The 17,135-nt window shown below is 59.4% G+C and carries 19 protein-coding genes and 1 pseudogene; 14 read left to right on the top strand and 6 right to left on the bottom strand.

Annotated elements, in window-relative coordinates; genetic code table 11:
- Positions 1–11: 11 nt before the first annotated feature.
- From trbE to CKA81_RS08695, 7 genes are read left to right on the top strand one after another with little or no spacing between them, the layout of a single operon-like run.
- Entirely contained in the window at positions 12–2,468 is a 2,457-nt protein-coding gene (gene trbE, locus CKA81_RS08725; protein WP_118994240.1) for a conjugal transfer protein TrbE, read from the top strand.
- Positions 2,465–3,205 carry a P-type conjugative transfer protein TrbJ gene (gene trbJ, locus CKA81_RS08720; protein WP_118994241.1) on the top strand — a complete coding sequence of 247 codons (741 nt, stop codon included), beginning with the start codon at positions 2,465–2,467 and terminating at the stop codon, positions 3,203–3,205. Before trbE ends, trbJ begins: the two co-directional genes overlap by 4 nt.
- 16 nt (positions 3,206–3,221) lie before the next feature.
- Positions 3,222–4,469 carry a P-type conjugative transfer protein TrbL gene (trbL, locus tag CKA81_RS08715; RefSeq protein WP_118994242.1) on the top strand — a complete coding sequence of 416 codons (1,248 nt, stop codon included), beginning with the start codon at positions 3,222–3,224 and terminating at the stop codon, positions 4,467–4,469.
- Positions 4,470–4,480: 11 nt separating this feature from the next.
- The gene (gene trbF / locus CKA81_RS08710) at positions 4,481–5,185 is read left to right on the top strand and encodes a conjugal transfer protein TrbF (protein WP_118994243.1); all 705 of its coding nucleotides are present in this window, start codon (positions 4,481–4,483) and stop codon (positions 5,183–5,185) included.
- Positions 5,182–6,174: a P-type conjugative transfer protein TrbG gene (gene trbG, locus CKA81_RS08705; protein WP_118994244.1), complete on the top strand. Its 993-nt coding sequence runs from the start codon at positions 5,182–5,184 to the stop codon at positions 6,172–6,174. Before trbF ends, trbG begins: the two co-directional genes overlap by 4 nt.
- Before the next feature lie 2 nt (positions 6,175–6,176).
- Complete coding sequence (locus tag CKA81_RS08700) at positions 6,177–7,517, top strand: TrbI/VirB10 family protein (protein WP_118994245.1); 1,341 nt, start codon at positions 6,177–6,179, stop codon at positions 7,515–7,517.
- Complete coding sequence (locus CKA81_RS08695) at positions 7,471–7,713, top strand: DUF2274 domain-containing protein (protein ID WP_118994246.1); 243 nt, start codon at positions 7,471–7,473, stop codon at positions 7,711–7,713. Before CKA81_RS08700 ends, CKA81_RS08695 begins: the two co-directional genes overlap by 47 nt.
- Positions 7,714–7,809: 96 nt before the next feature.
- Here CKA81_RS08695 and CKA81_RS08690 read toward each other — a convergent pair whose 3' ends face one another.
- The gene (locus CKA81_RS08690) at positions 7,810–8,334 is read right to left on the bottom strand and encodes a rhodanese family protein (protein ID WP_118994247.1); all 525 of its coding nucleotides are present in this window, start codon (positions 8,332–8,334) and stop codon (positions 7,810–7,812) included.
- 25 nt (positions 8,335–8,359) lie between these two features.
- Positions 8,360–8,659, bottom strand: a complete 300-nt coding sequence (locus CKA81_RS08685) for an ArsR/SmtB family transcription factor (RefSeq protein ID WP_228255684.1) — start codon at positions 8,657–8,659, stop codon at positions 8,360–8,362.
- Positions 8,660–8,746: 87 nt separating this feature from the next.
- Between CKA81_RS08685 and CKA81_RS08680 the strand changes: the two genes are divergently transcribed.
- From CKA81_RS08680 to CKA81_RS08650, 7 genes and pseudogenes are all read left to right on the top strand, one after another.
- Positions 8,747–9,619, top strand: coding sequence for an MBL fold metallo-hydrolase (locus tag CKA81_RS08680; protein WP_118994249.1), 873 nt, complete (start codon positions 8,747–8,749; stop codon positions 9,617–9,619).
- Positions 9,620–9,900: 281 nt separating this feature from the next.
- Positions 9,901–10,080: pseudogene (locus tag CKA81_RS17300) on the top strand (hypothetical protein); the annotation flags it as partial.
- A complete protein-coding gene (locus CKA81_RS17550) occupies positions 10,058–10,339 on the top strand; it encodes a DUF2274 domain-containing protein (protein ID WP_118994250.1) in 282 nt (93 codons plus the stop codon). The pseudogene CKA81_RS17300 and the gene CKA81_RS17550, both read left to right, overlap by 23 nt.
- Positions 10,340–10,436: 97 nt before the next feature.
- The gene (locus CKA81_RS08665; RefSeq protein WP_118994251.1) at positions 10,437–11,342 is read left to right on the top strand and encodes an Abi family protein; all 906 of its coding nucleotides are present in this window, start codon (positions 10,437–10,439) and stop codon (positions 11,340–11,342) included.
- A gap of 525 nt (positions 11,343–11,867) precedes the next feature.
- Positions 11,868–12,113, top strand: a complete 246-nt coding sequence (locus CKA81_RS08660) for an AbrB/MazE/SpoVT family DNA-binding domain-containing protein (protein WP_128354953.1) — start codon at positions 11,868–11,870, stop codon at positions 12,111–12,113.
- Positions 12,113–12,460, top strand: coding sequence for a type II toxin-antitoxin system PemK/MazF family toxin (locus CKA81_RS08655; protein WP_128354952.1), 348 nt, complete (start codon positions 12,113–12,115; stop codon positions 12,458–12,460). The genes CKA81_RS08660 and CKA81_RS08655 overlap by 1 nt, the downstream gene beginning before the upstream one ends.
- Before the next feature lie 125 nt (positions 12,461–12,585).
- A complete protein-coding gene (locus CKA81_RS08650) occupies positions 12,586–13,449 on the top strand; it encodes a DMT family transporter (RefSeq protein WP_128354951.1) in 864 nt (287 codons plus the stop codon).
- 27 nt (positions 13,450–13,476) lie between these two features.
- Here the strand turns inward: CKA81_RS08650 and CKA81_RS08645 are convergent, their stop codons facing one another.
- The 4 genes from CKA81_RS08645 to CKA81_RS08630 are packed head-to-tail and all read right to left on the bottom strand — an operon-like array spanning position 13,477 to position 17,132.
- Entirely contained in the window at positions 13,477–14,226 is a 750-nt protein-coding gene (locus CKA81_RS08645; RefSeq protein ID WP_128354950.1) for a YggS family pyridoxal phosphate-dependent enzyme, read from the bottom strand.
- An 11-nt stretch (positions 14,227–14,237) separates the two neighbouring features.
- Positions 14,238–15,224, bottom strand: coding sequence for an LLM class flavin-dependent oxidoreductase (locus CKA81_RS08640; RefSeq protein WP_128354949.1), 987 nt, complete (start codon positions 15,222–15,224; stop codon positions 14,238–14,240).
- Positions 15,225–15,265: 41 nt separating this feature from the next.
- The gene (locus tag CKA81_RS08635) at positions 15,266–16,024 is read right to left on the bottom strand and encodes an alpha/beta hydrolase family protein (RefSeq protein WP_128354948.1); all 759 of its coding nucleotides are present in this window, start codon (positions 16,022–16,024) and stop codon (positions 15,266–15,268) included.
- Positions 16,011–17,132, bottom strand: coding sequence for a DUF3182 family protein (locus tag CKA81_RS08630; RefSeq protein ID WP_128354947.1), 1,122 nt, complete (start codon positions 17,130–17,132; stop codon positions 16,011–16,013). Before CKA81_RS08630 ends, CKA81_RS08635 begins: the two co-directional genes overlap by 14 nt.
- Positions 17,133–17,135 lie beyond the last annotated feature (3 nt).

Here is a 17,135-nt window from a genome sequence, read left to right as displayed (position 1 = left end):
AGGATACCGTCATGCTGAACCTTGCCGAATATCGCCAGCGTCCCGCCTTGCTGGCAGACTGGCTGCCCTGGGCCGGATTGGTTGCGCCGGGCATCGTGCTGAATAAGGATGGTTCCTTTCAGCGCACGACTCGTTTTCGCGGACCTGATCTGGATAGCGCGACCCAAAGCGAGCTGATCGCCACGACGGCGCGCTTGAACAATGCACTACGGCGCCTGGGGTCGGGCTGGGCGCTTTTCATTGAGGCCGAGCGCCGCCCGGCGGCGGGCTACCCCCATTCGGACTTTCCTGAAGCCCTGTCCTGGCTGGTCGATCAGGAGCGCCGCGCCGCCTTCGAAGAGGCTGGGAATCACTTCGAGAGTGCCTATTACTTGACGTTCGTGTTCCTCCCACCCGAGGAGTCTCGCGCCCGCGCAGCGGGGCTGCTCTATGAGAACCGTCCCGCCGAAGGCGTGGACTGGCGTGAGCGGCTGGCCGCATTCGTAGCGGAAACGGATCGCGTCTTTGATCTACTTGATAGCGTGATGCCAGAAATCGGCTGGCTGGATGACAGCCAGACGCTCGCGTACCTGCATTCCACCATCTCGACACGGCGTTACGGCATCGGTGTGCCGGAAGTGCCGTTCCATCTGGATGCGCTGCTGAGCGATTGCGCACTGGTGGGTGGGCTGGCACCGACACTGGGCGACGCACATCTGCGCGTGGTATCGGTGCGGGGCTTCCCGACGTCCACCTGGCCGGGCATTTTGGATGACCTTAACCGGCTTGGTTTTGCCTATCGCTGGAGTACGCGCTTCATCTGTATGGACAAAGCCGAGGCGGAAAAGGAGCTGCGCCGCCTACGTCGTCAGTGGTTCGCCAAGCGCAAAAATGTCGTGGCGCTGCTGCGGGAAACGATTTTCCAGCAGGAGTCGCCTCTGGTCGATACCGATGCCAGCAACAAGGCCGCCGATGCAGATGCTGCCTTGCAGGAGTTGGGCAGTGATCAAGTCGCCTTTGGCTACGTCACCACTACCGTGACGATGCTGGATGCCGAACCCGCTGCGGCCGATGAAAAGCTGCGCATGATTGAACGCGTCATCCAGGGCCGGGGTTTTGTGACGATTCCTGAGACGCTGAATGCTGTGGATGCCTGGCTCTCGTCCATCCCCGGCAACGCCTACGCAAATGTACGGCAACCGATTGTGTCTACATTGAATCTGGCGCACATGATGCCGGTATCAGCAGTGTGGGCTGGACCGGAGAAAAACAACCATCTGGACGGCCCCCCGCTGATTATCACGCGCACCGAAGGCGCCACACCATTCCGGCTGGTGACGCATATCGGCGACGTGGGCCACACCCTGGTCGCAGGACCGACCGGCATGGGCAAGTCGGTGCTGCTGGCCGTCCTGGCCAAGCAGTTTCGCCGCTATCGCGGTTCACGTATTTTCGCCTTCGACATGGGCCGTTCAATGCGCGCCACCATCTTGGGCCTGGGCGGGGAGCACTATGACCTTGGCAATGATGGTGAGATTGCCTTTCAGCCGTTGGCGCGCATTGACCACGACGGCTACCGCACTTGGGCCGCAGAATGGATCGAAGGTCGCTTGCTGCACGAAGGCATGGCCGTCAGCCCCGACGATAAAGTCGCCATCTGGTCGGCGCTGGGGAGCCTCGCAGGTGCGCCGGTGGAGCAGCGCACGTTGACGGGTTTTTCCGTGCTGCTGCAATCGAACACATTGCGCCAAGCGCTTGCGCCCTATGTCCTGGGCGGCTCACACGGCAAGCTGCTGGATGCCGACCATGACCGGCTGGGCATGGCCGACGTGCAGGGCTTCGAGATGGAAGAATTGATGCACAGTCCGGCCGCCGTGCAGGCGGTGCTGCGCTATCTGTTTGCCAGGTTTGATGAACGCTTCGATGGTGCTCCCACCCTCCTGATTCTAGATGAAGCATGGTTGTTTCTCGATGAACCGTCCTTTGCCGCTCGTATCCGGCAGTGGTTGAAGACCCTGCGCAAAAAGAATGTCAGCGTCATCTTTGCCACGCAAAGCTTGGCTGATATCAAGGATTCGAGCATCGCGCCAGCCATCATCGAAAGCTGCTCCAGCCGCATCTTCCTGCCCAATCCACAGGCGACCGAACCGCAGATTCGCACGATCTACGAAGGCTTTGGCCTGAATAGCCGACAGATCGAGATTGTCGCCACCGCCCAACCCAAGCGCGACTACTACTACCAATCGCGTCTGGGCAATCGTCTGTTCGACCTTGACCTGGGACCGGCGACGCTGGCCTTTGCGGGGGTGTCCACCCCGCAAGACCAGCGCGACATCGACCGAATCCTGCTAGACGCTGGGGTCCCCGGCTTTGCGGGCGCTTGGCTGCGCCATCGCGGTCTGGGCTGGGCTGCCGATCTGCTGCCCGATTTTCCCGGTCTCTCGCCCGTTCCCGAGCTTTCCCCTTCATCCCTGGAGAACCTGCCATGAAAACCCGCGCGCTATCCGTATCGCTTGCCGTCGTGCTTTCGATGTCGTTACTCGCTGTTTCGCCCGCCTGGGCCTGGAAAACGGTCTTTGATCCGTCCAACTATACGCAAAATACGCTGACTGCCGTCCGCACGTTGGAGCAGATCAATAACCAGATTAGCCAGCTTCAGAACGAGGCGCAGATGTTGATGAATCAGGCACGTAATCTGGCGAGCCTGGATTTCAACGTCGTGAACCGTCTGCGTACCGCGCTGGCCGCCACCGACCGTTTGATCGGCCAGGCGCAGGGGCTCAGTTACGAGGTGGCGCACATGGATCAGGAATTCGCCCGCCTGTATCCCGACCAGTACGCCGCAACTGTCAGCGGCGACAGTATGGCTCAGGATGCGCGGGCGCGCTGGCAGAACACGCTTAATGGCTTGTACACGGCCATGCGGGTGCAGGCGCAAGCCTCGCAGAACCTGCGCGACGATGAAAGCGCGCTGGCAGATCTGGTGAACCAAAGCCAGTCGGCGCAAGGCGCGTTGCAGGCCATGCAGGCGACCAACCAGCTTCTGGCTTTACAGGCCAAACAGAGCATTCAGGCGCAGCAGCTTCAGATTACCCAGGATCGGGCTGCCGCCTTGGAGCTGGCCCAGCAAGCCGCCGTGACCGAGCGCGCCCGTGAAGTACGGCGGCGCTTCCAGGGCAGCGGCACGCCATACACGCCACAGGCCGTGACCTTCTACGGCAACTGACCGGAGCGCTTGAGCCATGAACGACGTGGCGGTGATCGACCGTTTTCTCGCTACCTTTGCGCAGTACATCGACTCGGGGTTCGGGCTGCTGCAAGGCGACGTGGCGTTTCTCACCGCCACCCTAGTTGTCATCGACATGACGCTGGCCGGCCTGTATTGGGCAATGGGTCACGCCAGCGGCCAGGGCGATGACGTGATCGCCAAGCTGCTGCGCAAGGTGCTTTACGTCGGCGCCTTTGCCTACATTATCGGCAATTTCAACGCGCTGGCTGGGATCCTGTTCCGCTCGTTCGCGGGATTGGGGCTGATGGCCTCGGGCTCGTCGTTGAGCATGGGTAACTTTCTGCAGCCAGGGCGGCTGGCCAAGACCGGCATTGATGCCGCCGCGCCGATTCTGGAGCAAATCGGCGACATGGCGGGCTTTCCCCAAGTATTCGCCAACATCGACCCCATCGTGGTGCTGTTCCTGGCCTGGATGGTGGTGGTGCTGAGCTTCTTCGTGCTCGCCATCCAGCTTTTTGTGACGTTGATCGAGTTTAAGCTGACCACGCTTGCCGGCTTTGTGCTGGTGCCGTTTGCCCTCTGGAACAAAACCTCGTTCCTTGCTGAGAAGGTACTGGGCAATGTGGTGTCTTCAGGGGTAAAGGTGCTGGTGCTGGCCGTGATCGTCGGCATTGGCAGCGGCTTGTTTGCCGAGTTCCAGGTGCATCCCGATGAGCCGTCCATCGACTATGCGCTGGTCATCATGCTGGCCTCGCTCTCTTTGCTGGCGCTAGGAATATTCGGGCCGGGCATCGCTACGGGGCTTGTCTCCGGCGGGCCGCAGTTGGGCGCGGGCTCCATGGCCGGTGCCGCCGTGGGTGCTGTCGGGACTGCGGTTGCCATCGGTGCGGCCGCCACAGGGGTGGGTGGTGCGGTGGCGGCAGGCGCGCGCATGGTCCCGGGTGCCGTCCGCATGACATCCGGCGCAGCGCGCTCCATCGGTTCAAGTGTGGGCAGCATCCGGTCGGCCTCTCAGACAGGTCCTACAGCGGGTAGCGGCCTTAAAGGAGCGGCGGGGGTGACTTCCGCTTCTGGCGCCGGGATAGGTGCGTCCGGTGTTGCGTCATCTGAACCAGCCGGCACCGCACAACCGGCCTGGGCCAAGCGCCTGCACCGCAGACAACAACTGACGCAAGCCGCCACGACTGCCGCCCATGCTCTACGCGGTGGGGATGGCGGCGGCACGGGCCAAGGTCCGAGCCTTCGTGATGCCGATTCATAAGGAGAACAACCATGCGTTTCAAACGACCGCAGGTGCGCTATGCCGAGACACCGCAACCTGCAACCCCATATCAATCCGCCGCCCAGGTCTGGGATGACCGGATCGGTTCGGCTCGCGTACAGGCCAAAAACTGGCGGCTTATGGCCTTCGGCTGCCTGCTGCTCGCGCTATTCATGGCCGGTGGCCTGGTGTGGCGCTCGATGCAGTCCACGATCGTTCCCTATGTAGTGGAGGTCGATAGCCTGGGGAATACGCGGGCGGTCGGCAAAGCTACAGAACCCTACAGCCCGAAGGAGGCTGAGATCGTTACGCATCTTGAACGCTTCATCAAGCTTGTTCGCTCGCTTTCTATTGACCCCGTGGTCGTGAGGGAAAGCTGGCTTGAGGCCTACCGCTACACGACGGATCGCGGTGCCGCCGTGCTGAACGAATATGCACGGCAGAACAGTCCTTTCGCAAAAGTGGGTAAGGAGTCCACAACTGTGGAGGTCTATAGCGTGGTTCGAGCCAGCGACATGACCTTCAACATTCGCTGGATTGAACGGCACTACGCCAACGGCGCTCTTGCGTCCACGCAGCGCTGGTCTGCCGTCATCACGCTTGTCCATAAGGCGCCGAAAACAGAGGACGAACTGAGAAAGAATTCCTTGGGCCTGTATGTCCATGGATTGTCCTGGAGTCGAGATTTGAACGTGTCGGAAGGAGCACAGCCATGATTAATGTTGTCCGCATGTGGGTTGCCCCCTTAACCCTGATCATCCTCGCTGGGTGCGCTACGCACGGCAAGCCACCACCAGCCATTTCGCTCGATGAGCCGGTAGCCGCCGAGCTGCTGCCCGAACCACCCAGCCCGGTCGAAGTGATTGCCGTGCCCGAACCGCTGGCGCTGCCGGCGCAACTGAAACCCTTGCCGGACACGGATGCGGGCAAGTCCACGCCCGAACCCACCGATGAAACCGTCCGGGTGTCCCGCGCCAATGCCGAAGCGCGGATTGCGCCCACACGCGAAGGTTATGTCAATGCCATTCAGGTCTGGCCCTATAGCGATGGGGCGCTTTATCAGGTCTATACCGGCGTGGGCCGCGTAACGGTGATTGCGCTGCAGCCCGGCGAGGAGCTGGTGACGGTGGCAGCCGGCGACACCGTGCGCTGGATCGTGGGCGACACGTCCAGCGGCAGCGGCGCGGACTTGCGCGTGAATGTGCTGGTCAAGCCTATCCGCTCAGGCCTGAAAACGAACCTCGTCATTACCACCAATCGCCGAACCTATCTGCTGGAACTGACGTCCACCGAAAAGACATGGATGGCGTCGGTGTCTTGGGAGTACCCGAAGGATCGGATGCTAGCCTTGCACCGCCAGAACCGGGCCGCGCAGGCTGGCGCGTCCGTCGATACCGGGCTGGCGCTGGAGAGCCTGCGCTTTCGGTATGCAGTCAGCGGCAGCAATCCGCCCTGGAAGCCGCTGCGCGCCTTTGATGACGGACAGAAGGTCTATATCCAGTTTCCTGCAGGGATTGCTCAAGGGGAGCTGCCACCGCTCTTTGTGATCGGTGCTGAGGGCGACGGTCAACTGGTCAACTATCGCTTCCGTTCGCCGTACTACATCGTGGATCGACTCTTTGGCGCAGCCGAACTGCGCCTGGGTGGTGATCGAGGCGACGTGGTGCGCATAGAGCGTACCGATGGCGTGGCGCGGAGGAACTGAGTATGAGCGAGGAACACAGATCCGAACAAGCCACGCCACAGGCGACGGATAAGGTGGCCCCCGAAACCGTGGCGCTGCGCGCACGGCCACGGCCCGTCACGCGACTAAACCGTCGCATGCTCGCCCTCCTGGTGGCAGGGCTGTCGGCGGCGGCCTTGGGTGCCACCATCTGGTCACTGCAACCGCAGCGGCGCGGCGCGGGCGAGCACACCGAGCTGTACAACGTCGACCGGGTGTCCAAGTCGGAAGGGTTGGACATCTTGCCCGCTGACTATTCCATGCTGTCGGCCCCGGACGTGCCGTCCGATGTGCCGGAGCTCGGGCCGCCCCTGCCGGGCGATCTGGGGCCGGCCATCGTGAATAGTCAGCAGCCGGCGGTTGCCACCTATGCGCCGCCGGGGGTTGACGCGCAAGCTGCCGAACGCGAAGCGCGGCGTAAGGAAGCAGAAGCAGCAGCCGCTTCACCTGTATTCTTCCGCACCGGCCAGCCCACGGTAACGGCTGCGCAGGCGATGCCTGTCGCGCCCGGAATGGATGATTCCTTAGCTGCGTTCGACCCGTTGGCCGCAGGGCCAGCCTCGACGGAGGCGCAACCTACCGATCCCACTGCGGCACAGAACCGGCAAGACCAGAAAGAAGCCTTCCTGCAATCCGGTTCTACGCAAACCCGTAATTCTGGGGATTTGCAAATGCCGGCCTCGCCGTATCAGGTTATGGCGGGGACTGTAATCGCCGCTGCGCTGGTTACGGGCATCAAGTCTGACCTTCCGGGGGATGTGATCGGCACCGTGACTGAACCCGTCTATGATTCCGCGACCGGCAAGCACCTGTTGATTCCCCAAGGTTCGCGCATCCTGGGGCGCTACAACAGCCAAGTCAGCTATGGGCAAAGCCGGGTGCAGGTCGTATGGCATCGGGTCATCCTGCCTGATACGGCCTCATTGACGCTGGATAACCTAGTTGGTGCCGACCCGACCGGGTTCGCCGGCCTGGAAGACGATGTGGACTGGCATTGGAATCGCATCATAGGCGGTGCCGTGCTGACGACGCTCTTGGGCGTCGGAGCCGAGTTGGCCGCGCCGGAAAACCGGCAGGACGGCAACCGCGTCATCATCGCCGGACGCGACAGCGCCCAGGACAACATCAATCAGGTCGGCCAAGAGATGACCCGGCGCAACATGAACATCCAGCCGACACTGACTATCCGTGCAGGAATGCCGGTGCGCATCATCGTCAACCGCGACCTGGTGCTGCGACCGTACCAGCCGCTTTTCTTCAACAAGGGAGCGTCACACAATGACCACCACCCGAAAACTGCGGCTGGGACCGCTTCCCAAGACTGAAACTGTCAAGGTAACCTTCGTATGTCCGGCCAGCCTGAAAGCCGATCTCGACCGCTATGCAGCGTTACACACGCAGACTTACGGGAAAACCGTGAGTACAGTGACGTTGATCCCGCACATGCTGGAGGCGTTCATAGCGGGAGATCGTGGGTTTAGAAGAGGTGGCGAATGGAGCAGCAGGGAGAAAAATGGCTGATTTGATGCCTTTTGCGAGTGCAGTGCGCCAGTCACATAGAAACGTCGGAAAGCCAGGAGCGTGGTGATAAGATGCCTGGAGGCAGACGTATCTAGCCTAGCCGGCCACAGCCTTACGATTCCATGGCATACGCATCAACAGGCGGGCCATCCCGCAGAATCCAGATACACCAGCAAACACCAGGCCAGCGCCGATGGTTGCCGACAGCGCATGAAACCAGGGCGAGACTGTGGCGCCCAGCACAGCGCCCAACAGGACCAGCGAGCCTGCCGTAATCTGCACCTGGCGCTGCAACTCCATCGGCTGGGAAGTATCTGTCACCACGGGCAGCCCGGCCTTCTTCCAGGCATCGAGTCCCCCGTCCAGTACATAAGCCTCGCAGGCCGCACATGCGCTGAGTGTCTGAGCATTGATACGTGTGCGATTGCCGGAACGGCAGTGAAAGATGAGGCCCGCCGTGGCGTCGAGCGGTGCTGAGCTTTTCAGATCTTCCATGGGGACGTGGCGTGCGGCGGCGATGTGCTCGCGAGCATATTCGTTCGCTGCACGGATGTCGATCAGGATTGCGCCGTGATTCATAAGGTCTCGGGCTGCTTGGGGGGAAATAGGCTTTAAAGACATGAAAATTGACTCCGGACAGTCGGGTTCAGGGGCAGAAAATAGCCTTGAGTGTGGCAATGAGGGTGGCCACGTTTGGGTTGTCGATCCGATAATGCAGCGTTTGTGCCTCTCGGCGGAACGTCACTAGGCCCTCTTCGCGCATCTTGGCCAGATGCTGGGACAGCGCGGATTGGCTCAAGGGTACGTATTCATGCAGCGCACCTACCGTCATTTCCCCATGCTCGATCAGTAAACAGAGGGTCAACAGGCGGTGCTCATTGCCGACGGTTCGTAACATGGCAGCCGCCTGCTTCGCTCCGTCTTGTAGGAACTGCTTGTCTTTCATAGTCACAATCACAATTTATTTCGTATTTTTCTAATTTAGCATAAACTAATATATATTCAAGACTCCGTACCCCTGGATGGACAAGTTATGTTTCCTGCCGCTGACATTCAGTCCTTCTTCGATGAAGCCACCAATACGGTGAGCTATCTAGTTTCTGACCCATCCACCCGCCAAGCCGCCATCATTGATCCGGTGCTGGATTACGACCACCGCAGCGGCAAGGCTTCCACCACCTCTGCTGATCGCATGCTGGCCGCCGTCCATGCGCGTGAACTGCAGATTGCATGGATTCTTGAAACCCATGCGCATGCGGATCACCTGAGCGCAGCGCCTTACCTCAAAACTCGTACAGGTGCGCCTGTCGCTATCGGTGAGCATATTCGCGACGTACAGCGGATTTTCCGTCCAGTGTTTAACCTGGACGATGTTTTCTGCGACGGCAGCGAGTTCGACCGGCTGTTTCGCGATGGCGAAACCTTCCACATCGGTGCGCTGACCGTAGAGGTTATGCATACGCCAGGCCATACGCCCGCCTGCGTGTCGTACCGTATCGGTGACGCTGTGTTCGTGGGGGACACCTTGTTCATGCCTGATTACGGCACGGCTCGCGCTGACTTTCCAGGCGGTAGCGCATATATGCTGTACCTGTCGATTCGTCGGCTTCTGGCGTTGCCGCCAAAAACGCGTCTGTTCATGTGCCACGACTACAAGGCTCCGGGGCGCACCGAGTATGCGTGGGAATCGACCGTTGCCGAGCAGTGCCAGAGCAATGTGCATGTGCGCGATGGCGTGGGCGCCGAGGCATTCACCGAGATGCGCCAGTCTCGCGATGCCACACTTCCGGCTCCCACGCTGCTGCTGCCTTCCATTCAGGTCAACATCCGTGCGGGCCGCTTGCCGGAGTCTGAATCCAACGGCGTGCGCTACCTCAAGATCCCCGTCAGTTTGGCCGAGGCATAGGCCGGTTTGCTGCATCGGATGTGATCGAGTGAGGTAGAAAAGTGACGAGCGTGCGCGGGCACATGTAGCATAAGTCAGCGGCACTGCTATTGCAGACCTGACTTCGCCAACGGAGCAAGCTCGACCTTGACGTTAAGCTCCAATGCGTGGAGGTGCCAGTGATGTAGTCCTTCGCAACTGCTTGGGTGACCGTTTTAAGTCCAAATGCGGTCAGCCCGTCCATGACTGAGCTCGCTGCAAGGCAGACATCGCCCACAGAAACTAGAGCGATAGCAGCGGCTCGCAACATGAACATCCAACCTACGTTGACCACCCGCTCAGGGTTGCCAGTGCACATCATCGTCAACCGTGATCTGGTGCTGAGGCCTTACCAACCGCTTTTCTTCAACAAGGGGGTGTTCACAATGAGCGCGACTAAAAAAACAGCGGCTTGGGCCGCTGCCGAAGACCGAAACTGTTAAGTTAACCTTCCCGTGTCTGACTGGCCTGAAGGCCGATCTAGACCGCTACGCAGAGCTGCACGCACAAACCTATGGGGAATCGGTCGATGCCGTGACACTGATTCCACACATGCTGGAAGCGTTCATGGCGGGGACCGGGGGTTCACGAAGGGCGGAGGACGTCGTGTTGTGTTTGCATCAGAGGCATTGCCGCGAACGGCTTGGCCCCAGTTTCTGTCGGCCTTTCCGGCGTTTGCGTGAGGAGGGCTGGTTGGGTTAGAATAGTCTCAACACACCCGCCACACGTCCTATCTTCGGGTAGGGTTCTGCTAACGCAGACGTGCAAAAGGCGGGTTTTTTGCGCCCATATTACGCCCATGGCAATAAATCGCATTCCATTTAGCAAACCAGCGTCCTCGCCGGAGCAGCTTCTCCAGAAGCTGGAGCGGCAGGGGTTGGTCGTGGATGATTTTAAGCGTGGGCAAGCGCGTAATTACATGCGTTTCGTGGGCGGATATCGTCTCAAAGGGTACTGGCATCATCTGGTCGATCCAGTCACGAAAAACTTTCCCGCTGGATATCGGTTCGAACAGATTGTCAGCCGCTGCGAGTTTGATAGAGAGCTGCGAGCCCTGACCATGGCTGCCGTCGAGCGCCTGGAAATTGCGGTGCGGGTCGTGATGGCAAACCATCTGAGTCTGAAGCATTCTCCGCATTGGTTCCTGGATGGTAACTTGTTCAGGCAAGGGCGGCGGCAGGGCGCAGCTGAGCTTGTGGCGAAGATCGAGGCCGAGGTAGATCGAGCCCGCGACAAGACATTTGTGAAGCATTATTTCTCGCGGTACAGCGAACCGCATCTTCCGCCCAGTTGGTCAGTATGCGAGTGCGTAACCTTTGGGCTTTGGTCCAGAACCTATCAGTTGCTGAAGAATCCCGATGATCGCAAAGCAATCAGTCGGCGCTTCAATGTGGATGCGACTGAAGTATTTGAATCGTGGATTCATACTCTGACAGTTGTACGGAACATGGTGGCTCATAGCGGGCAACTGCTTCGCGTGACGCTTGGCGTTGCTCCCAGAGATTATCGTAAGGCAGACATTCGGTTTTCCGATTCAAAATCGTTCTATGCCGTGGCAACGGTTATCAATTACCTATTGCGACAAATAGGCCTACCGCTGGAATGGTCAGAACAGTTGAAAGCCCTGTTTGCCAAATACCCAGAGGTGCATTTGGCAGAAATAGGCTTCCCGATAGATTGGGGAAATCGACCAGGCTGGCTGTAATTAGCATCGGATTTTTCCGTTCAATAATTCTCCACTATGCGACGGATATGAGAAGCAGGCATTCCATACGGCAGGGCAATACAGCGTACCTCAGCGAAGCGCTGCAAAGTATGCCTGCATACCCTTGAATATGCTCCACGTTGATGACCAAATTCTTGGGACAAATTTGGGACAATTCAGTCGCTAAATCATGCCAATCGATGCCCATATCAAGCCAGAGACAAGTAAGGCGTAGTTTTATTAACTAATTGATTATAAAAGATAATTTCGCCTTTCTGTCCCCGACAGCAACTGCTCCTCCTCCACCATGGGGGTGTGATTTTCTGCCTTTCCAGAACTGCTCATTTATTAGCCAATACCTCGGTCATTACCTTGATTTTCATATAAAAAAGGTTAAGCGATATATTACGCTACCCATAGTAGCGGTCGTAGGAACTGTACAAGGATATGCTTGTCCTACTTGAGTAAAACACATAGTTCTACTAAAATAGGATTTATTAAGTTTCGGGTAAATAGGAGGCGTCTATGCTTCAAACTCTACGCAAAGCGGGCGGCTCGCTCGTGATGACGGTCCCCAAGGTGTTTGTGGAACAGAACGGTCTCGGCGAAGGTTCCCAGGTTGAACTTCATCTTCTGGGAAAGAAAATGACCGTCGAGGCGCCAACCCGCCCGCGCTACAAGCTGGCCGACCTGATGGCCGAAATGTCTGAAGGGCTGCCTCGAGTTGACGGCTGGGAAGAAATGCCCACCGTCGGACTGGAGAACGGTTGATGGCGTACGTGCCCAACCGTGGCGACATCGTGCATCTGGATTTTGACCCATCGTCAGGTCGAGAGATGCAAGGCCCTCACTTCGGCCTTGTCCTGAGCGGCAAGGTCTTCAACCAGCAAGGGTTGGCGATGATTTGTCCGATTTCGCAGGGGGCTGTTGCGGCAGCTCGAACCTACGGAACGGTGGTCACGCTGATGGGTGCGGGCACAGACACCCAAGGCGCCGTGCACTGTCATCAGTTGAAGTCGCTGGATTGGCGTGCGCGCAAAGTGCGCCTCAAGGAAACCGTGCCGCAGTCTATTGTCGATGAAGCCTTGGCCAGAATCGAAGCCATTCTGTTTGAGTGACAAGGCTTGGACCGGGATCTTATTGCTATGGCACGCCAACGCCTCGCGCTAAAGGATCCCGCCGCTGAGGTGGGCCTCGACTAATGCCGCTGCCATTCGACGGGAGAAAACTCCAAAAGGTAGCGATGAAAAAAACAACGAGCGGTTGGATAAACGGATTTATCGGAGTGGTGATTTTTGCCGGATCGCTGCCGGCTACCCGCGTAGCAGTGGCTGATCTTGACCCAATATTTCTCACCGGCGCACGGGCGACCATCGCCGGCTTGCTTGGCCTGGCGCTTCTGCTGCTGCTTAGGCAAGCTCGACCGAAGATGACTGATGTGCAAGCGCTGGCAATCACGGCACTGGGCGTTGTGGTTGGCTTCCCGCTGTTGACCGCATTGGCGCTGCAATACATCACGTCTGCCCACTCGATAGTTTTCGTGGGGCTGCTGCCGCTATGCACGGCCATCTTTGCTGTTTTGCGTAGTGGCGAACGCCCCGGGCCAGTCTTCTGGCTGTTCTCGACCGTTGGGGCTGCCTTCGTTGTCGGTTACGCGGCGATGGGCGGTATCCAGGCCTCTCCTGAGGGCGATTTGCTGATGCTGGGCGCTGTGGTTGTCTGCGGCCTGGGGTATGCGGAAGGCGGCCGCTTGTCCCGCAGGCTGGGCGGCTGGCAAGTCATCAGTTGGGCCTTGGTGTTGTCCTTGCCCCTCATGCTGCCGATCACCTTGTTGACTATGCCTGCGTCGTTCGAGCATGTTGGCGGGCCGGCATGGATAGGCCTGGCCTACGTTGCACTTTTCAGCATGCTGATCGGGTTCGTTTTCTGGTATCACGGCCTGGCACAAGGAGGTATCGCGGCAGTCGGACAACTTCAGTTGCTGCAGCCATTCATGGGGCTGGGCCTGGCGGCACTGCTGCTTCATGAACAGGTAAGCTGGACGATGCTGGTAGCCACCCTGGGTGCTGTGGTGTGTGTCGCAGGAGCCAAGCGATACGCCAGGTGAAAAGGAAGACGGGCCCAAGCGGCGGCCCTACGGAGCCTTCTTTACACCCTCCGGCCAGTAGTAATCGTCGTTATACACGCGCCCGCCAAAAATGGCGGTGCCGATCCGTACCTCGGTCGAGCCTTCCTCGATGGCAATCTCGAAGTCGCCGCTCATGCCCATGGACAAGCGATCCAGCTGCACACCCGGCAAGTCCAGATCGCGCGTGCGATCACGCAGCTCTCTGAGGTTGCGAAAGCATGCACGCACGGCCTCGTCGTTGGCTTCGTTGATGGCCAGCGTCATCAGGCCCTGTATGCGCAGGCTGGGCGCTTCGTCTGCTACGCGGCGCAGGAAATCAGGCAGTTCGCCCGGGGGCAGGCCGTATTTCGTGGGCTCTGTAGACGTCTTGATTTGAACCAGGGCGTCGATTTGCCGGCCTTCTTGTTGCAACCGTTTTTCCAGTGCGATGGCCAGTTCGATGCGATCGAGCGATTGAATCTCGGCCGCCATGCGGGCGACATCTTTGGCCTTGTTGGTTTGAAGATGCCCGATCATGATCCATTCGATATCGCAATCAGCCAGGGGCTCGTACTTGCTGCGGATTTCCTGGGCCTTGTTCTCGCCAAAGCGGCGCACCCCGGCTTGAACGGCTTCCCGGATGGCTGCTTCGCCAAAGGTTTTGCTGACTGGCAGCAGCCTAACGGCGTCTGCTGCACGGCCCGCGCGTACTGCGGCCTGGCTGATGCGTTGTTGGATTTGCGCGAGGCGCGCTGCGATGGAGCTATCTTCTGTCATAGCCTCATACTTTACAGCGACTCGCGAACTTGCGCGGTGATCTCGTACGAACGTAGACGGGCAGCGTGGTCGAACATATTGGAGGTAATCATCAGCTCGTCAGCGCCTGTCTGAGTGATAAAGGCCTTCAACTGATCTGCCACGGTTGCCGGTGCGCCGATGGCCGAACAAGACAGCACGTGCGCCAGCAGGTCCTGGGCGCCTGGGCCCAGTTGGTCGATGTAGCCGCGTACGGGGGGCGGTAGCCTGGAAGGCCGACCACTGCGAAGATTGACGAAAGATTGCTGCCATGAGGTCGCAAGATACTGCGCTTCGTCGTCGGTGTCGGCAGCAAACACATTGAAGCCCAACATGACATAGGGCTTGTCCAGGTGAACTGACGGTTTGAATGTGTTTTTATAAAGCTGGACAGCCTGCATCATTTGTTGGGGAGCAAAGTGCGACGCAAAGGCGTAGGGCAGGCCAAGTGCCGCAGCCAACTGCGCGCCAAAAAGACTGGAGCCCAGTATCCATATGGGTACATTCAGCCCCTTGCCAGGCACCGCCAATACGTTTTGCCGCGGCTCGTCCGACATATAGTCCATTAGCTCGAGAACATCGCGCGGGAACTCATCGGCGTCTGACGACAGGTTGCGGCGCAGTGCCCGTGCAGTGATCTGGTCCGACCCGGGGGCGCGTCCCAGACCGAGGTCGATGCGCCCGGGGTACAGTGACTCGAGCGTGCCGAACTGTTCGGCGATGACCAGCGGAGAGTGGTTCGGCAACATGATGCCGCCAGCACCCACGCGTATGGTCGATGTGCCTGCTGCCACATGCGAGATCAGGACGGCGGTTGCCGCACTGGCAATACCGGGCATGCCGTGGTGTTCGGCCATCCAGTAGCGCTTGTAGCCCCACTTCTCGCTGTGTTGCGCGATTTCCAGCGTATGGCGAAAGGACGCGGCGGCGTCGCTGCCTTCGTTGATGGGGGCAAGATCTAGTACGGAGAAAGGAATCATTAGGCCTAGGTGGGGTCGTCGACCCGTAAATCAAGAGAGGTCTACGATACTCCGTATCGCTTCCCGACTCGGGCGCCAACCACCATTTCGGTAATCCACCCTACCAGTATCGAGGTGTAAGCCTCCTGGCTTGCCTTGTGCGTCAATGCGTGGTCGGCACCGTCCACAACGCGGTGCGTAAGCGAATGCGAATTCCTGAAGGCGGCGCGATAGCTCATGATGGTGGCGTGCGGCACGAGGTGGTCATGCTCTGATTCCACCAGCAAGACGTCTCCGGAAAACCCGGCGCATGCTGCCAGGGCGCGATTTTCTTCAGGGGTAACCGGTGCGCCGCGATACACGGCGAGGTCCTCGCGGTTCAAGCGGCGTTTGGGCAGCGTCCATTGCGCGTCGCGGTATAGCGAAGGAACGCGCAGCGATAGCCACTTCACCGGACGCAAGGTGGTCAGTATGGTCGACAGGTAAGCGCCGTAGCTGGTGCCTACCACCGCTATGGCACTGGTGTCGATCGCCGGGTGCTGGGCCAGCAGGTCGTAGGCAGAGATGATGTCGCGCAAATTGTCTTCGCGCGTTACGGTTTGCTGGCGGGCCGAACCTTTTTCGTGGCCGCGCAGGTCAAAAGTCAGGCACACGCAGCCCAGGCCAGCGATGCCGCGCGCGCGCTCCAGATCGCGCTCCTGGCTACCGCCCCAACCGTGTACGAACAGTACGCCGGGCACTTTGGACTGCGGCGCAAGGAAAGTGCCCGCCAGGCGTTCTTCTTCAACGAGGATTTCGACTTTTGCGCTAGTGGTGCCCATAGGTCTCAACCTTCACGTATTTTCTCAGCTGCCCAATTTGGGGATCGCTGCCGTTATAAGTTTGGATGGCTCCGGTAGGGGCGGGCGCGTCGGTGCCGAAAAGCTCGATGGTTGTCGCCTTGACCGCTTGCAGCGCCGGGTCTGCAGCGAAGGCTTCCAGCGCCGCAACCTCGGCACTGCTGGCCCCCCCAGTGCGCCATGATTGTTCCAGAACCCCACAGCGAAATTCACCGCTATCGTTGCGACCGCTGGCAACGTCGTAGTTGCGGCGTGAGGCGAAAAAATCCGGAAAGCAACGGTCAGCCGCAGCATCGTAAATTCGCGCCTTCGCAACCGCGACCTTGAAGGGTTCTTCCAGATTTAGTGTCATGAGTGCGTCGTAGCCGCCGCGCGCCACGATCAGGTCCGAGCCGCCGTACACCCATTCGCCTTGATTGTCCTGCGTCAACCGCTGGGTGCCGACATAGCTGGCAATCATGCCTGCGACGCGGACTTGGCCGACGCTGTAGGTGATCACGTCGACCAGGTTCTCTTCGATAACCAGTCCACAGTCGGCCAGTCGAGTGGTATCCATGTCCCGCAATGCGGATTCCAATTCCGCCACCGTCGATACACGTTGCTGCCCCCGCCCAGCCGTAGCATGAACCGGCTTGATCCTGGCGCTGCCATGCTTGAGCAACTGTGCGCCGGCCAAGCGTGCATCATCAATGCTGAAAACGGTGTATCCAGGCAAGACGCTATCGTGTACGGCAGCGGAAAAGTCGCGAGACCAACCGGGGGGTGCCCAGGCTTGCGGGCCATGCAGGGCGTGAGTGATCGCTTTGGTGGGCATGAAGGAAAAAGGGGCGACGCCGCCAAAAAGGTCGGCGTCGCTGTACACGCCCAGATGGTTCGCCTGTTGCAGGCCGATGAGCGTGTCAGTAGGGATCAGGTATCGTGGCCTGGAACCATAATCCTGTTGTTGATACAGGCCACCGAACTCGCCTCGGAGCAGTGCGGCCAGGCGTTCGCCCAGCCGCATCAGTATTTGTTTCTCGTGCTCGGGTTCGGTTTCCCGCGCGGGATATACCAGCACGAGCGGCACACCGGCCGCGCGGGGAAGGTCCATACG

The organism is Pollutimonas thiosulfatoxidans (assembly GCF_004022565.1).
GTDB classification, from domain to species: domain Bacteria; phylum Pseudomonadota; class Gammaproteobacteria; order Burkholderiales; family Burkholderiaceae_B; genus Pusillimonas_D; species Pusillimonas_D thiosulfatoxidans.
This window is presented reverse-complemented; position numbering and strand designations above follow the sequence as displayed.

What these genes read in the sequence shown, in the direction of transcription:
- trbE (WP_118994240.1), top strand. Translation starts at nt 12, where the DNA reads ATGCTGAACCTTGCCGAATATCGCCAGCGTCCCGCCTTGCTGGCAGAC.
- trbJ (WP_118994241.1), top strand. Translation starts at nt 2,465, where the DNA reads ATGAAAACCCGCGCGCTATCCGTATCGCTTGCCGTCGTGCTTTCGATG.
- trbL (WP_118994242.1), top strand. Translation starts at nt 3,222, where the DNA reads ATGAACGACGTGGCGGTGATCGACCGTTTTCTCGCTACCTTTGCGCAG.
- trbF (WP_118994243.1), top strand. Translation starts at nt 4,481, where the DNA reads ATGCGTTTCAAACGACCGCAGGTGCGCTATGCCGAGACACCGCAACCT.
- trbG (WP_118994244.1), top strand. Translation starts at nt 5,182, where the DNA reads ATGATTAATGTTGTCCGCATGTGGGTTGCCCCCTTAACCCTGATCATC.
- CKA81_RS08700 (WP_118994245.1), top strand. Translation starts at nt 6,177, where the DNA reads ATGAGCGAGGAACACAGATCCGAACAAGCCACGCCACAGGCGACGGAT.
- CKA81_RS08695 (WP_118994246.1), top strand. Translation starts at nt 7,471, where the DNA reads ATGACCACCACCCGAAAACTGCGGCTGGGACCGCTTCCCAAGACTGAA.
- CKA81_RS08690 (WP_118994247.1), bottom strand. Translation starts at nt 8,334, where the DNA reads ATGTCTTTAAAGCCTATTTCCCCCCAAGCAGCCCGAGACCTTATGAAT.
- CKA81_RS08685 (WP_228255684.1), bottom strand. Translation starts at nt 8,659, where the DNA reads ATGAAAGACAAGCAGTTCCTACAAGACGGAGCGAAGCAGGCGGCTGCC.
- CKA81_RS08680 (WP_118994249.1), top strand. Translation starts at nt 8,747, where the DNA reads ATGTTTCCTGCCGCTGACATTCAGTCCTTCTTCGATGAAGCCACCAAT.
- CKA81_RS08665 (WP_118994251.1), top strand. Translation starts at nt 10,437, where the DNA reads ATGGCAATAAATCGCATTCCATTTAGCAAACCAGCGTCCTCGCCGGAG.
- CKA81_RS08660 (WP_128354953.1), top strand. Translation starts at nt 11,868, where the DNA reads ATGCTTCAAACTCTACGCAAAGCGGGCGGCTCGCTCGTGATGACGGTC.
- CKA81_RS08655 (WP_128354952.1), top strand. Translation starts at nt 12,113, where the DNA reads ATGGCGTACGTGCCCAACCGTGGCGACATCGTGCATCTGGATTTTGAC.
- CKA81_RS08650 (WP_128354951.1), top strand. Translation starts at nt 12,586, where the DNA reads ATGAAAAAAACAACGAGCGGTTGGATAAACGGATTTATCGGAGTGGTG.
- CKA81_RS08645 (WP_128354950.1), bottom strand. Translation starts at nt 14,226, where the DNA reads ATGACAGAAGATAGCTCCATCGCAGCGCGCCTCGCGCAAATCCAACAA.
- CKA81_RS08640 (WP_128354949.1), bottom strand. Translation starts at nt 15,224, where the DNA reads ATGATTCCTTTCTCCGTACTAGATCTTGCCCCCATCAACGAAGGCAGC.
- CKA81_RS08635 (WP_128354948.1), bottom strand. Translation starts at nt 16,024, where the DNA reads ATGGGCACCACTAGCGCAAAAGTCGAAATCCTCGTTGAAGAAGAACGC.
- CKA81_RS08630 (WP_128354947.1), bottom strand. Translation starts at nt 17,132, where the DNA reads ATGGACCTTCCCCGCGCGGCCGGTGTGCCGCTCGTGCTGGTATATCCC.